The sequence below is a fragment of the Natronoglycomyces albus genome (assembly GCF_016925535.1).
GTDB classification, from domain to species: domain Bacteria; phylum Actinomycetota; class Actinomycetes; order Mycobacteriales; family Micromonosporaceae; genus Natronoglycomyces; species Natronoglycomyces albus.
Genome location: NZ_CP070496.1, coordinates 3,856,347 through 3,869,979, shown reverse-complemented (window position 1 = coordinate 3,869,979; position 13,633 = coordinate 3,856,347). Strand labels below are relative to the sequence as shown.

General features: G+C 63.1%; 12 protein-coding genes. 8 read left to right on the top strand and 4 right to left on the bottom strand.

The genetic code is table 11. The features are described 5' to 3' along the window. The first annotated feature begins 7 nt into the window (after nucleotides 1-7). From purQ to JQS30_RS16465, 7 genes are all read left to right on the top strand, one after another. Nucleotides 8-712 (top strand): phosphoribosylformylglycinamidine synthase subunit PurQ, encoded by a 705-nt coding sequence (gene purQ, locus JQS30_RS16495; RefSeq protein ID WP_213171328.1) that lies wholly within the window; start codon nucleotides 8-10, stop codon nucleotides 710-712. After that, the gene (gene purL, locus JQS30_RS16490; RefSeq protein ID WP_213171327.1) at nucleotides 712-3,126 is read left to right on the top strand and encodes a phosphoribosylformylglycinamidine synthase subunit PurL; all 2,415 of its coding nucleotides are present in this window, start codon (nucleotides 712-714) and stop codon (nucleotides 3,124-3,126) included. The genes purQ and purL overlap by 1 nt, the downstream gene beginning before the upstream one ends. A 188-nt stretch (nucleotides 3,127-3,314) precedes the next feature. Beyond that, nucleotides 3,315-4,946 carry a DNA repair helicase XPB gene (locus JQS30_RS16485; protein WP_246497961.1) on the top strand — a complete coding sequence of 544 codons (1,632 nt, stop codon included), beginning with the start codon at nucleotides 3,315-3,317 and terminating at the stop codon, nucleotides 4,944-4,946. 292 nt (nucleotides 4,947-5,238) lie between these two features. Next, entirely contained in the window at nucleotides 5,239-6,348 is a 1,110-nt protein-coding gene (locus JQS30_RS16480; protein ID WP_343076236.1) for a FecCD family ABC transporter permease, read from the top strand. A 2-nt stretch (nucleotides 6,349-6,350) separates the two neighbouring features. Beyond that, nucleotides 6,351-7,175, top strand: a complete 825-nt coding sequence (locus JQS30_RS16475; protein ID WP_213171325.1) for an ABC transporter ATP-binding protein — start codon at nucleotides 6,351-6,353, stop codon at nucleotides 7,173-7,175. Continuing rightward, entirely contained in the window at nucleotides 7,172-8,170 is a 999-nt protein-coding gene (locus JQS30_RS16470; protein WP_213171324.1) for an ABC transporter substrate-binding protein, read from the top strand. The genes JQS30_RS16475 and JQS30_RS16470 overlap by 4 nt, the downstream gene beginning before the upstream one ends. 49 nt (nucleotides 8,171-8,219) lie before the next feature. Then, a complete protein-coding gene (locus tag JQS30_RS16465; protein ID WP_213171323.1) occupies nucleotides 8,220-9,482 on the top strand; it encodes an MFS transporter in 1,263 nt (420 codons plus the stop codon). Nucleotides 9,483-9,526: 44 nt separating this feature from the next. On the opposite strand, the gene JQS30_RS16460 is transcribed toward JQS30_RS16465, so the two are convergent. After that, entirely contained in the window at nucleotides 9,527-10,915 is a 1,389-nt protein-coding gene (locus JQS30_RS16460; RefSeq protein WP_213171322.1) for a hypothetical protein, read from the bottom strand. Nucleotides 10,916-11,081: 166 nt separating this feature from the next. On the opposite strand from JQS30_RS16460, the gene JQS30_RS16455 reads away from it, so the two are divergent. After that, nucleotides 11,082-11,942 carry a hypothetical protein gene (locus tag JQS30_RS16455; protein WP_213171321.1) on the top strand — a complete coding sequence of 287 codons (861 nt, stop codon included), beginning with the start codon at nucleotides 11,082-11,084 and terminating at the stop codon, nucleotides 11,940-11,942. A gap of 269 nt (nucleotides 11,943-12,211) precedes the next feature. Here the strand turns inward: JQS30_RS16455 and rplI are convergent, their stop codons facing one another. The 3 genes from rplI to JQS30_RS16440 form a co-directional block, all read right to left on the bottom strand. Then, nucleotides 12,212-12,688: a 50S ribosomal protein L9 gene (rplI, locus tag JQS30_RS16450; RefSeq protein WP_213171320.1), complete on the bottom strand. Its 477-nt coding sequence runs from the start codon at nucleotides 12,686-12,688 to the stop codon at nucleotides 12,212-12,214. An 11-nt stretch (nucleotides 12,689-12,699) separates the two neighbouring features. Continuing rightward, the gene (gene rpsR / locus JQS30_RS16445; RefSeq protein ID WP_213171319.1) at nucleotides 12,700-12,945 is read right to left on the bottom strand and encodes a 30S ribosomal protein S18; all 246 of its coding nucleotides are present in this window, start codon (nucleotides 12,943-12,945) and stop codon (nucleotides 12,700-12,702) included. Between the two features lie 79 nt (nucleotides 12,946-13,024). Beyond that, nucleotides 13,025-13,519, bottom strand: coding sequence for a single-stranded DNA-binding protein (locus JQS30_RS16440; protein ID WP_213171318.1), 495 nt, complete (start codon nucleotides 13,517-13,519; stop codon nucleotides 13,025-13,027). Between the last annotated feature and the right edge of the window lie 114 nt (nucleotides 13,520-13,633).

Genomic DNA, 13,633 nt, shown 5'->3' with positions numbered 1-13,633 from the left:
CGCCCAGATGGCATCGAATTCCGCCGAGCCGCGTGTGCGCATCGGTATCGTGACTTTCCCCGGTTCGCTGGACGACCGGGATGCGGCGCGTGCTGTCGCCCGCGCCGGGGCTGTGCCGGTTCGTCTCTGGCACGACGAGGGGGCGCTGCGTGGGGTGCAGGCCGTGTGGTTGCCGGGCGGCTTCTCCTATGGCGACTATTTGCGTTCGGGGGCCATCGCCCGCTTTTCGCATGTGATGGATTCGGTGGCCGACGCCGCACGCGGTGGCATGCCGGTCATCGGGGTGTGCAATGGCTTCCAGGTGCTGTGCGAGTCGGGTTTGCTGCCTGGCGCGTTGACGCAGAACGCGCACATGCGCTACCGCAACCGTCCGGCGCCGCTGCGGGTCGAGTCGACCAATACCGCCTGGACGAGCGCCTACCGGCAGGGTGCTCAGATTGTCATCCCCGCCAAGCACAAGGACGGCCGTTTTCAGGCCGACGCTTCGACCTTGGAGATGCTGGAGGATCAGAACCGGGTGGTGTTGCGTTACTTGGACAACCCCAACGGTTCGGTGCACGACATCGCCGGGATCACTAATGCCGAGGGCAACGTGGTGGGCATGATGCCTCACCCCGAGCACGCCATCGACCAGCTGACCGGGCCTTCGACCGACGGGCGGGGAATTCTCGCCTCGGTGCTGTCCCATGTTCACTCGGGAGCGACCGCGTAATGACATCCGACCACATTGAAGGCCCCGTCGTCGACACTGTCGGCCGGGCCGAGGCCACGCCGGACGAGAAACAGCCGTACGTGGACCTGGGGCTCAACGACGAAGAGTACAACAAGATCCGCGACATTTTGGGCCGTCGCCCCACGACCGCCGAGTTGTCGATGTACTCGATCATGTGGAGCGAGCACTGCTCTTATAAGTCTTCGCGGGTGCACCTGCGCCAGTTCGGCGAGAAGAACCCCAAGACCGACCGGCTGCTGGCCGGAATTGGAGCCAACGCCGGGGTCATTCAGATCACCGAAGACACGGCGGTGACGTTCAAGGTCGAGTCACACAACCACCCCAGCTACATCGAGCCCATGCAGGGCGCGGCCACAGGCGTCGGCGGCATCATCCGCGACATCCTCGCGATGGGTGCGCGGCCGGTCGCGGTCATGGACTCACTGCGCTTCGGCGACGCCGACCACCCTGACACGGCCCGGGTCCTGCCTGGAGTGGTCAGCGGTATCAGCCACTACGGCAACTGCGTGGGCCTTCCCAACATCGGTGGCGAGACGATCTTCGACCCGTGCTACCAGGGAAACCCACTGGTCAACGCGCTGTCGGTAGGCGTTATGCCGGTGGAGCGTCTGCAAAGCCACGAAGCGGCCGGGATCGGCAACGTCGTGGTGCTTCTGGGTGCCAAGACCGGACGCGACGGTATCGGGGGCGTCTCCGTCCTCGCCTCGGCCACCTTCGACGCCGACGACGACACTGACGCCCGCCCCACCGTGCAGGTTGGTGACCCGTTCACCGAGAAGCTGCTTATCGAGTGCTGCCTGGAGCTTTACGACGCCGGTCTCGTGACCGGTATCCAGGACCTCGGTGGGGCCGGGCTCACCTGCGCGCTGTCCGAAACCGCCGCCGCTGGTGGTGGCGGAATGCACGTGGACTTGGAGCGGGTGCCGCTGCGCGCCGCCGCGATGGAACCCCACGAGATCCTCGCCTCGGAGTCGCAAGAGCGCATGCTGCTCATTGTCGACCCGGCCCACTTGGACGCCGTGCTGTCCCGCGCCCGGCGCTGGGGCCTCCTTGCCACCGCCTTGGGTGAGGTCACCGATTCGGGTCGCCTCATCATCGACTATCACGGACACACCGTCGTGGATTGCCCGCCGGTCAGCCTCGCCGACGACGGGCCGGTCTATGAGCGGCCCATCAAGGAACCCAACGACCGCGCGTTGTTGGCGGCCGACCGCGCCGAGACGCTGAGTCGACCCTCCACTCCCGAGCAGCTGCGCGCCACGGTCCTCAAACTGGCCAGCAGCCCCAACCTTGCCTCGAAGGACTGGGTCACCGAGCAGTACGACAATTCCGTCCTAGGTAACACCGTGTTGTCCTACCCGCAGGATTCGGGCATGATCCGGCTCAACGAGGACACCGGCACCGGTATCGCCATTTCTTTGGACGGCAACGGCCGCTTCGCTCGCCTGGACCCCTACCAGGGGGCACAGTTGGCGCTGGCCGAGGCCTACCGCAACGTCGCCGTCACTGGCGCGGTGCCGCAGGCGGTCACTAACTGTTTGAACTTCGGTTCGCCCGAGGACCCGAATGTGATGTGGCAGTTCCAGCAGGCCGTTACCGGTCTGGCTGATGGCTGCGCTGAGCTGGGTATCCCGGTCACCGGCGGCAACGTGTCGTTTTACAACCAGACCGGGGTCGAGGCGATTCACCCGACGCCGGTGGTGGGTGTGCTGGGTGTCATCGACAACGTCGAGCACCGTATCCCGTTGGGATTGGGCAACCCGGGCGACACGATCGCCGTCATCGGCTACACCGAGGTCGAGCTGTCGGGCTCGGAGTGGGCGTGGGTGGAGCACCGTCACTTGGGCGGGACTCCGCCGAAGGTGAACTTGGACGTGGAGCGGCGACTGGCCACGGTGATGCTGCGGGCCAACCGTTCGGAGCATTTCACCTCCGCGCACGACCTGTCCGACGGCGGCCTTTCACAGGCCCTGGTCGAGGCCGTGATGTCCTCGCCCCATGGCGCGCGCATCGGTTTCGCCGAAGAGGTGAACCTGTTCGGCGCTCTGTTCTCGGAGTCGGCCGGGCGGGTCCTGGTGACGATTCCGCGCGGCCAGGAACTGGCCGTGGAGGGCCTGTGCAAGCAGTACGAGCTGCCGTTTACGCCCATTGGCATGGTCGATGAGACCGTGGAGGGCCTGCGGGTGGAGAACTACTTCACGATTAGCCGCCAGGAGCTGGCCGAAGCGGCCGGGAAGACTCTGGGCGACATCGCCGATGGTCTCACCGCCGCTGAGGGTAAGGCGCGTCGTGCTGCTGAGGCTGCCGCGCCGCTGGCCGAGGCCACTGAGGCTTCGTCGGTGGACGCGGAGTCTGCCGCCGAGGAGGACGCTGGCGAGAGTTCCAGCCAGTAGCTGTAGAAGCAAGTGGGTGCGCGGGGATGCTCGCGCACCCAATTTTTATGCCCGTTCCAGCAGTGTGAACACCTGCGGCGACCTTGTGACTAGACACTTCGGTCACAGCGATACCGCATCGGCCGCTTCCGTGGCAAGGTTGTGGAGAACTGCGGCCTGGGCCGCGCGAACGGGAAGCTGGGGGAGTCGTGTCGGGGCCACTGATTGTGCAAAGTGACCGCAGTCTGCTGCTGGAGGTTGACCATCCGCAGGCTGAGCAGTGCCGTCTGGCCATTTCGGCATTCGCGGAGTTGGAGCGCGCACCCGAACACATCCACACCTACCGGCTTAGCCCGTTGGGGCTGTGGAACGCCGCTTCGGCCGGGTATGACGCCGAGACTGTCATCGACATTCTCCTCACTTACGCGAAGTTCCCTCCCTCTCATGAGATCTTGCTCGATGTCAGCGAGCAGATGAGTCGTTTCGGCGTCCTGCGCCTGGAGGATCACCCGAGCCACGGGCTGGTCTTGACCTCTAGCGACCCCGCTGCCTTGACTGAGGTCATTGACTCCAAACACACCACCGCGATGTTGGGCTCCCGCATTGAACCAGACATTGTGGCCGTCCATCCTTCGCAGCGCGGAGCCCTCAAGCAAGCCCTGTTGCATTTGCTGTGGCCCGTGGACGACCGGGCTGGTTATGTCGATGGGGAGGCCCACCCGATTACGCTGGTCGAAGATGGTTGGAGTTTGCGCCCGTATCAGAAGGCGGCGGTCGATTCGTTCTCGCAAGCGGGCTCGGGGGTGTGTGTCCTTCCGTGTGGGGCGGGCAAGACCGTGGTGGGGGCGGCGGCCATGGCCCGTGCTTCGGCCACGACGCTGATCTTGGTGACCAACACCGTGGCCGCGCGCCAGTGGCGTGACGAACTGCTGCGCCGCACCAGCCTCACGGCGGAGGAAATCGGCGAGTATTCGGGTGAACGCAAGCAGATCCGCCCGGTCACTATCGCCACCTATCAAGTGGTCACATACCGGCGTAACAAGCAGTTCCAGCATCTGGAGTTGTTCGCCGCCCGGGATTGGGGCCTGGTCATTTACGACGAGGTACATCTGCTTCCGGCCCCGGTTTTTCGCATGGCCGCCGACATGCAGGCTCGGCGTCGCCTGGGTTTGACCGCGACCCTGGTGCGCGAGGACGGCCGCGAGACTGACGTGTTTTCGCTAATTGGGCCGTGTCGATTCGAAGCTCCGTGGCGGGAGCTGGAACAGCAGGGCTGGATCGCTCCGGCCTCGTGCACAGAGGTGCGGGTGCGGCCGGAGCGCTCTGAGTTGTTGGCTTCGTTGGAGGCCGATGACGCTGACCGGTATCGGGTGGCGGCCTCGGCGCGCTCGAAGGTGGCGGTGGTGAAGGACTTGATCGCCGAGCATTCCGGGGAGCAGATCCTCGTGATCGGCGCGTATTTGGATCAGCTTGAGGATCTGGCCCACAAGCTGGGTGCTCCGTTGGTTCAGGGCTCGACCTCTACGAGTGAACGGGAGGATTTGTTCGCGAAGTTCCGTTCCGGTGAGGTCACGGTGTTGGTGATTTCGCGGGTGGGGAACCACTCGGTGGACTTGCCTGACGCGACGGTGTGTATTCAGGTCTCGGGCACCTTTGGTTCCCGGCAGGAGGAGGCGCAGCGGCTTGGGCGGGTGTTGCGTTCGAAGCCCGATGGGCGGCGGGCCCATTTCTATGCCGTGGTCACCAGTGACACCGTCGACGTGGAGTACGCGGCGTCTCGGCAGCGTTTCTTGACCGAACAGGGCTATTCCTACCAGATCACCGACGCCGGCGGTTCGTAGCCGAATTTTTCAGGCTGCGCGTTCAAGGCCGCCTGAGGCGAAGTTTGCGCAGGTAAGCGAGCCGAGGAATACCTTTTGTATAAGCCTCCTTGGTCGCGGTAGCTGACCGCGGCGTGTCTCCATGACTGCGTCGGCTCGATTCTTCGGCGCTTTTCGTATCCATTGCCCTGCCCCGTCGTTGCCGCTGCGTGTGCTGTCTGTCACTTCGAGGGGTGGGACGCGAGTGGGTTCGGAGGCAAACGGGAATATTTGATAATGAGATTCATTATCAAATGGAGCTGACGTGTCATCCCTGAGCCAGACCCCCGCTCCGCCTCAAGCCACCCGCAGCCAACGAACCGAGGCCCCGCGAGGCCGACGCACGAGCACCCGCCTCGGCTTCGCCCTCGCCCTGATCGCCCTCACCGCCGCCCTGCTCACATCCGCCGTACTCGCCATTGGCATCGGCTCAGCCAACGTGCCACCGTTGGAAACCGCCCGCTACCTATGGGCTGCCCTCAGCGGCGGAACCATCTCCGCCGACGACTTCTCCCGCTACCAAATCATCTGGCAAGTACGCACCCCCCGCGTCCTCCTCGCCGCCGTCGTCGGAGCCGGGCTCAGCGTCGTCGGTGTCGCCATCCAAGCCCTGGTACGCAACGCGCTGGCCGACCCATACATCCTCGGCGTCTCCTCGGGCGCATCAGTCGGAGCGGTCACCGTCTCCCTGTTCGGCCTCCTCACCGGCCTAGGCATCTACGCGGTCTCCGCCGGAGCCTTCCTCGCCGCCCTCCTGGCCACGATCCTCGTCTACGGCATCGCCTACAGCCGTGTCGGCGTCACCCCGCTGCGCCTGGTCCTCACCGGCGTCGCCCTCTCCTTTGGATTCCAGGCCATCATGGCCGTAATGATCTACTTCGCGCCCACCGGCGAGGCCACCAGCACCGTCCTTTACTGGACTATGGGCAGCTTCGGAGCCGCGACCTGGGGCTCCCTGCCCTTCGTCGCCGCCGTGGTCGCCCTGGGCATCCTGCTCCTGCGACGACACGGACGTAACCTCGACGGCATGTCGCTGGGCGACGAGACCGCCGCCAGCCTCGGCATCAACACCGGCCGCGTCCGCTGGATGCTCTTCGCCATCACCGCGATCATGACCGGCGCCATGGTCGCCGTCAGCGGCGCGATCGGCTTCGTCGGCTTGATCGTGCCCCACATCGTCCGCATGGTCGTCGGCGCAGGCCATGCCCGCGTCCTCACCATCGCCCCACTCGTGGGCGCGACCCTCATGATCTGGGTGGACATGCTCGCCCGCACCGTCGTGGCCCCCCGCGAACTGCCACTTGGCGTCATGACCGCGCTCATCGGCGTGCCCGTGTTCATCTTCCTCATGCACCGCAGAAGCTACGTCTTCGGAGGCAAATAACGATGGACCTGCGACTAGACCACCTGACCGTCACCATTGACGGCCACCATCTCGTGCGCGAGCTATGCCTCGACGTTCCCCCCGGCTCGGTCGTGGGCCTGGTCGGCCCCAACGGTTCGGGAAAATCCACCGCCCTACGCTGCGTCTACCGGGCCCTCAAACCCACCAGCGGCACCATCTGGGTCGGCGACGACGACCTAGCCTCACTATCTTTGCGTCGTAGCGCCCAAACCGTCGCCGCCCTCACCCAAGAGGGCGGAACCGACTTCGACTTCACCGTCTTCGAAATCGTCGCCCTAGGCCGCAGCCCCCACCAACAGGGCAACCAGCCGCTCACCGCCGCCGAACGCGACCTATGCCACGAGGCCATGGCCCAGCTGGGTCTCACCCACCTAGCCGAACGCGGAATCCTCAGCCTCTCCGGCGGCGAACGCCAACGGGTGCTCCTGGCCCGCGCCCTCGTGCAAGAGCCCCGCGTCCTCATCCTCGACGAACCGACCAACCACCTGGACGTACGCCACCAAGTCGAGCTGCTGTCCCATTTGAAACGCACCAAAGTCACCGTGGTCATCGTCCTGCACGACCTCAATCTCGCCGCCGCCACCTGCGACCGCATCGGGGTGCTCAGCGAAGGCAGCCTGGTCGCCCACGGCACCCCCACCGAAGTGCTCACCACCGAGACCATGCGAGAGGTCTTCGGCGTCGAAGCCCACGTCGTGACCCACCCACTCACCGCAGACCCGCAAATCCTCTACCAGCTCCACGCCGACATCCCCACCCAGCAGGCGCCCCTAGCGGCCGCCGAAGCGAAAGGAACCCGCCCATGACCCGCTTTCGACAACGCCGAGTCGTCACCACCGCAATCGTCACCGCCTCCGGGCTGCTGGCCATCAGCGCCTGCGGCGCCCAAGTCGACGCCGAGACCGAGGCCGAAACCGCGACCGTGGCCCGCTGCGGCGAACAGGTCGAATACTCCCTACCCCAACGAGCGGTCGTCTACGAGGCAGGCAGCGCCGACAAGATGTTCGTCCTCGGGCTGACCGACCACGTCCACGGATACGTCATGCCTCCCGCCAACCCTCCGGTGGAAGACTCCCCGTGGGCTGACGAATACGCCCAAGTGGAATTCCTCAGCGACGACCTGCTCAACCGTGAACTCGTCGTCGACGCCGACGCGGACTTCGTCGTGGCCGGATGGAACTCCGGATTCTCCGTCGAACGCGGAATCACGCCCGAAATCCTCGACGAGCTGGGCATCATGAGCTTTATGCACACCGAAACCTGCTACAACTACCCTGGTTTCGCCGAACACGTCGAACCATTCGAGGGCCTCTTCGCCGACCTGGAACGCCTCGGGGCGATCTTCGACGTCGAAGACATCGCGAACGAGGTCATCTCCCAATACCGTGACCGCATCGCCGAGGTCGAACAGGCCGCCGCCGACCGCGACGACGTCAGCGTCTTCCTCTACGACTCCGGCACCGACAAACCCTTCACCGCTGGAAACCAGGTACCGCCCAACGACATCATCAGCCACGCCGGAGCCACCAACATCTTCGCCGACCTGGAAGCCCGGTGGACCGAAGTGGGCTGGGAAGCCGTCGTCGAAGCACAGCCCGAGGTGATCATCATCCTCGACTACGGCGACGCCCCCGCCCAAGACAAGATCGACTTCCTACAGACCTCGCCGGTCACCTCAGCCCTACCCGCCGTCGTCGACGAAAACTTCTTCATCCTCGACTACAACGAAGGCATCTCCGGCCCCCGCAACATCGACGGGCTGGAAAACTTCTCCGACTACCTCGACACACTCAACGACTGACAGCAGTCTGCCGCCCGGGCCACCCTGGGCGGCACTCCACGGGGGACCCATGACCACCGCAACCGTCGCCGAGCCACGCACCGGCGACGCCCGCATCATCGCCCAACTATGGCTGGTCTTGCTCGCCGCCATCATCAGCCTATTTCCCTTTACGATCTATTCGACCTTCCTTGTCCCCATCTCCCAGACAGCCCAGGTCAGTGAAGCCCTAGCTGGAGCCCTCCGCGGCCTCGGCGGCATCGCCGCCCTGGTCACAGGGGTCCTTATCGCCCCCTGGCTCCAACGCTGGTCCCTGCAAAAAGCCTCCGCCGCCGCCCTGTTGGCCCTGGCGATAGCCAGCGGATTCCTCACCCAGGGAAGCCAGGCGGCCCTGATCGTCTTCTGCGCGGGCATCGGCGCGGCCACCGCCTTGTTGACACCCTCGCTACTGACGACGGCCACCGCCCAATTCCCCAACCCAGCTTCATCGGCTCGCGCCGCCACTATCGTCACCTCCGTACAAACCTTGGCGGCGGTCATGTGCGCTCCGCTCATCGGCGGCATGGCGCTGGTGATGGGGTGGCAAGCCACCATGTGGGTCGTCGCGGCGCTAGCGCTCCTAGCGGCGGGCCGGTTCTGGTTCACCGCCTCTGATCAACCGCAGCCACCATCACAGCGCCTCGGGTACCTGGAGGCGTTTCGCTCCATGGCCAGCCGCATCGACTTGTTGGCGCTGATCGGAATCGCGTTCGCGCGAACCGCCGCCTTTATGGGATTCCTTTCGTTTCTCGCAATCCACTTCCACCGCAGTTTCGGCCTCGACGCCACCACGATCACCCTGGTGTGGACCCTCAGCGGGCTGTCGTTCTTCGTCGGGAACTTTCTGGCCGGACGTTGGGCGGCTCACCAGGCGGAAGGCTCTCAACGTCAGGCGTGGCTCATCGGGGGCGGCCTGGTGACCGCGACGGTAGCCGTGGTGGCCGTCTACAGCTTTGACCAGATGTTTATTGCTCTGGGGGCTACCTCAATAGTCGGATTTAGCCACGCCGTGGTCGCCGCAGGCGTCACCACGTTGATCGCGCACCGCTCCGGCCAAGCGAAACCGATGGCGTTCAGCCTCAACGCCGCAGCCATGAGCTTGGGGGTTTTCGCTGGCGCTGGTCTGGGCGGTGTTGGCTTGGCGCTGGCGGGCACGGCCGGGCTTGCGGCGACGTTTGCCGCGCTAACGGCGCTAGGGTTCCTGGGGCTGCTGGTCTATGTGCGTGTTGCCGAAACTTCGTCGCCGTTATTGGCGAGCCGCCCCGATCAGCCAGATGGTCCCCAACGGCACTGATTCTTCTCCGGGAATGCGCCCCAGCTTAGGGCGATCTTATTCGGTTAGGTTTTGGTGCAAGGACCAAAGGTATTGGGGTCGTCGACTACTCCGCTGATCGTCGTGTCCCACAAAAGATCCGGATCATGATAGACACCCCCAGGGTTGGCCTCATCTGGTACGAGAGCCATGACACGCACCGGGCAAGCGAACGTCACCGATACATTGGAGTATCCGTCGTCGTTGAGCACTCGCCCCGAAACGGTGACGTGGGCGGTTCCCGGCACCCGGTCAAATAGGGTCATGCGCACGTGATCGTCAACCTGCGTCAAGCCCAGGTCGACTTCGGGGTAGTCCACTAGGTCCCATTCAAAGCTTTGAATGGCCCGGATACGCTGCCCGCCGTCAGCATGGATGTTGGGATCGGTGATACCAGTGGGGCATTCTCTGTGCGCGTTGCTGGACATCGAGGAAATGCAGCTATCAAGGTACTCATTGACGGCCTGTTGCAAAGACTCCCCGGCGTCTTGCGTAGGAGCGAATGTGGGGTTGAGTATGAGTCCGCCGGTGCTCTCGGAGTCCCATTGGTCTTCGCCCAGCGCCACATGGTGCTGGCCGATCACGAGATAGCGCCCTGACGTCACGTCCAATAGCGGGCCCGTTTGCGAGTAGAAGTCATAGAATCCGGGCAGGATCATGCCACCGGTTCCGTCGTGCGGGGAGTTGGTGAGCTCTATGTCGGCTCCGTTGATCGAAAAGAAGTCTCGATACCGGTAGGGGGAGGAGAAGTAGGCAAACGGATCAAGGATGGCCCAGTTGTCATCGTGGCCACGACGAAGCGTGTACATACCAGTGGCAGTGGTACCGTCTTCGGCCGAAATGGTCGCCCACACTGATGCTTGATGGTTCTCGTATTCGTGGAGGCGAACTTGCTCTATTTTCCAATCGGCGCTGAGTACCTCGGATGAGACGAAGGCGTTATGAGTAAGTGGCTCGTCGCCGTCGCTTCCTTCGACGGTGAATGTCAGTGCCTCCTCAACATCGCCGCGTGAAACTGCGGCCAGGTAGTCCTCAACCACCCGCACTGGTTGCTGTGCTTCGGATTTGGAACTGAGGTACTTGATGCCGACTACGCTACCGGTAGCCACGAGTGCTACGACTGCGATGATGGCTAGAACGCGCACTTTTCGATAGTGCTGACGCCAGTAGGGCCCAAAGGTCGGCCCGTTGGGGCCAGGATTGGGCAGCGGAACCTGTTCAGAGGGATTCTGGGTTGGCACCGAGGCCATTTCGCTGACCGGCGGCGTAGGTTCTTCGTTTGCCGTTGCCGGTGATGAGGCACTGGCGTCAGCTGCTTGCGCGGCTTCGGTCCCGGGGTGGTCGCCTGGGTTCTTGGCCTCGCCCGCAGGGACAGATTCGCCATCGGAGGTGGATTGTTCGTTGTCGTTTGACATGCGATCTTCCTTGGGTGCAAGACTATGGGCGCCATTTGGACGAACTAGCTACCCTGTATAGGGTATCCCGCTCACTCAAATGGCCATCGTGCGTAAGTCGTGAAACGCAAGGGCCCCAATACATTCGTTGATTCCTGTGTGACGCACAGGTAAGCATGGAGGCGACATGTCAAACACCCCCATTCATTCGCCGCCGGACGCCCCTTCAAAACTGCAACGTTCGATCATGCGGGTGCCACCGAAACTGTGGTATGTCGCCATCGCCCTGGGGGTGGTGCTCTTTGTCGTCGCTGCTGTGGTGCCGATGTCGTCGGCCATGCACGAGCGTCCATATGAGCACGACCTCGCGCTCAAGGAGGCCTCAAGCGATGAGTCCGGCCCAGAAGGCCTGACAGAGGTGCATTCCTCGGACGGAGAGATCGAGGTAGTCGAGTTCGGTTACAGCACTACGGAAAGCTCATCGTGGTCTGATCGGCTCTATTGGGGCACGGTCTTGAAAAACTCCAGTGAGGAGTACTACGCGGCTGTCACCATCGATATTCGGGTGCTATACGAGGTGGGTAGCGATGCGATGCTGTCCAATGCCGAGCGGCTACCGAATGAGTTGGCCTTGGCGCCGGGCGAGCAGGTCTCGCTGGGAAATAACCACCGCATTGGTTCGGCTGACATCTTCGAGGTTGATGTGCTCACTTCGGTGACGTGGCTTGAGCCGCGCGGCGATGTGTTCCACTTGCGATCCGACCGGCTCGAAGGCCCCATAGAGGTCGCTATCGACAATGTGAGGACCACCGACGATCACGTTACATACGATCTTTCCGTGGAGAGGGAAGGCACGTATGTCACAAGTTTGTGGGTTAGTGGAGTCTTGCGAGATAGTGGCGGCGACATTGTCGGTGGTTTCGGCCCAAATAGCTCCCACACCATTTCCCACGTACCGCCTGGGGTCTCGCAGCGTTCCCTCGTGATCGACGATGCGGGGATGCCTCCCAATGTCGACCACGATCAAACTGAGCTCGAGCTCTATTGATCACTGATTCACGGAATCAGTGAGGACGTTTTTGTAATAGTGCGAGTTCAGGGCCACAGAAGGCGAAGTTTACGCAATAGAACGGGCCGAGGAGAACGCCGAGCCGGGGGCGAATTGCCGCCTGTGCGTAGAGGATAAACACCCCACGTTCATTCGCGGCGGTAATGGACAACGTGCACGCTAAATCTAAATAAAGTGGGGGTCGCCAGGCTTAGCCTGGCGACCCCCACTTTTGGATCACGAATCGGACCCGTCAGTCCCTCATGGGACTACTTGCCTTTTTTCTTGCCCTTAGCGCGCTTGGCCGGGGTCACCTGAAGCTTGAACTTCGCGGTCACTTCCGGGTGCAGCTTCACGCTCACGTCGTAGGTGCCGATGGACTTGATCTGTCCATCCAGCTCCACGCGACGACGGTCGATGCTGGGGCCACCGGCCTTGGTCACGGCCTCGACAATGTCCACCGGCGTGATGGAACCGAAGAGACGACCGTTGTCGCCTACTCGCGCCACAATGTGGGCGTCAGCCTGCTTCAGCTGGTCGGCAACGGCCTTGGCCTGGTCGAGGTCACGAATGTCGCGCGCCTCGCGGCCACGGCGAATCACGTCGACCTCTTTTTGGCCACCCTTGGTCCAGTTGATCGCGTATCCCTGCGGCAGCAGGTAGTTACGCGCGTAACCGCGCTTAACTTCCACGACGTCTCCGGCGGAACCCAGGTTCGCCACTTCGTGCGTCAGAATGATCTTCATGGCTCGCCTCCCTACCGGCTCTGGCTCGTGTAAGGAAGCAGCGCCATCTCGCGAGCGTTCTTGACCGCCGAGGCGATCTGACGCTGCTGCTGAGAGGTCACCCCGGTGACACGGCGGGCACGGATCTTGCCCCGGTCGGAGATGAACTTCCGCAGCAGGGCGGTGTCCTTGTAGTCGACGTATTTGATGCCCTCTTTGTCAAGAGGGTTGGACTTCTTCTTGGGCTTCCGCAGCGGCGCAGCTTTGGAGCTAGCCATACTTTCTGCCTTTCGCAAATTCCTGAACTACGGCCTTGTACTTGCTTGGCAAGGGGATGGGGCCGCAGTGCGATCAACGCTAGAACGGTGGGTCTTCGTCGAATCCGCCCTTGCCCGCGCTTTGCGAGGCGGGGGCGGCCGAGGCCCACGGATCTTCCGGCTGAGAGGTTGCGGCGCCACCGCCAAAGCGGGCGCCTCCACCTCCGCCGCCGGAGGATTTCTGAATCTTCGCGGTGGCGAAACGCAACGCTGGGCCGACTTCTTCGACATCCAGCTCGTAAACGGTGCGCTTTTCCCCTTCACGGGTTTCAAAGGACCGCATTTTCAGGCGGCCTTGAATGATCACGCGCATGCCGCGAGACAAGCTCTCGGCCACGTTTTCGGCGTAGTTTCGCCACACACTACAAGTCAAAAACAACGGTTCGCCGTCTTTCCACTGACCCGACTCGCGGTCGAAAGTCCGTGGGGTTGAGGCGATACGGAACTTCGCCACCGCAGCACCGGAGGGCGTGTAACGCAACTCCGGGTCCTCGGTGAGGTTGCCGATAACCGTGATTACGGTTTCTCCTGCCATGACCTCTCCTTAAATTCCTTAAGGTCTGCCAGTCGCACGGATGAATCCGTGGCACTGTTTCGATAGTTGTGGTGCCCCTAGAAGCTCGACATCGCGAGCCACAGAGCTAATAAT

What these genes read in the sequence shown, in the direction of transcription:
- purQ (WP_213171328.1), top strand. Translation starts at nt 8, where the DNA reads ATGGCATCGAATTCCGCCGAGCCGCGTGTGCGCATCGGTATCGTGACT.
- purL (WP_213171327.1), top strand. Translation starts at nt 712, where the DNA reads ATGACATCCGACCACATTGAAGGCCCCGTCGTCGACACTGTCGGCCGG.
- JQS30_RS16475 (WP_213171325.1), top strand. Translation starts at nt 6,351, where the DNA reads ATGGACCTGCGACTAGACCACCTGACCGTCACCATTGACGGCCACCAT.
- JQS30_RS16470 (WP_213171324.1), top strand. Translation starts at nt 7,172, where the DNA reads ATGACCCGCTTTCGACAACGCCGAGTCGTCACCACCGCAATCGTCACC.
- JQS30_RS16465 (WP_213171323.1), top strand. Translation starts at nt 8,220, where the DNA reads ATGACCACCGCAACCGTCGCCGAGCCACGCACCGGCGACGCCCGCATC.
- JQS30_RS16460 (WP_213171322.1), bottom strand. Translation starts at nt 10,915, where the DNA reads ATGTCAAACGACAACGAACAATCCACCTCCGATGGCGAATCTGTCCCT.
- JQS30_RS16455 (WP_213171321.1), top strand. Translation starts at nt 11,082, where the DNA reads ATGTCAAACACCCCCATTCATTCGCCGCCGGACGCCCCTTCAAAACTG.
- rplI (WP_213171320.1), bottom strand. Translation starts at nt 12,688, where the DNA reads ATGAAGATCATTCTGACGCACGAAGTGGCGAACCTGGGTTCCGCCGGA.
- rpsR (WP_213171319.1), bottom strand. Translation starts at nt 12,945, where the DNA reads ATGGCTAGCTCCAAAGCTGCGCCGCTGCGGAAGCCCAAGAAGAAGTCC.
- JQS30_RS16440 (WP_213171318.1), bottom strand. Translation starts at nt 13,519, where the DNA reads ATGGCAGGAGAAACCGTAATCACGGTTATCGGCAACCTCACCGAGGAC.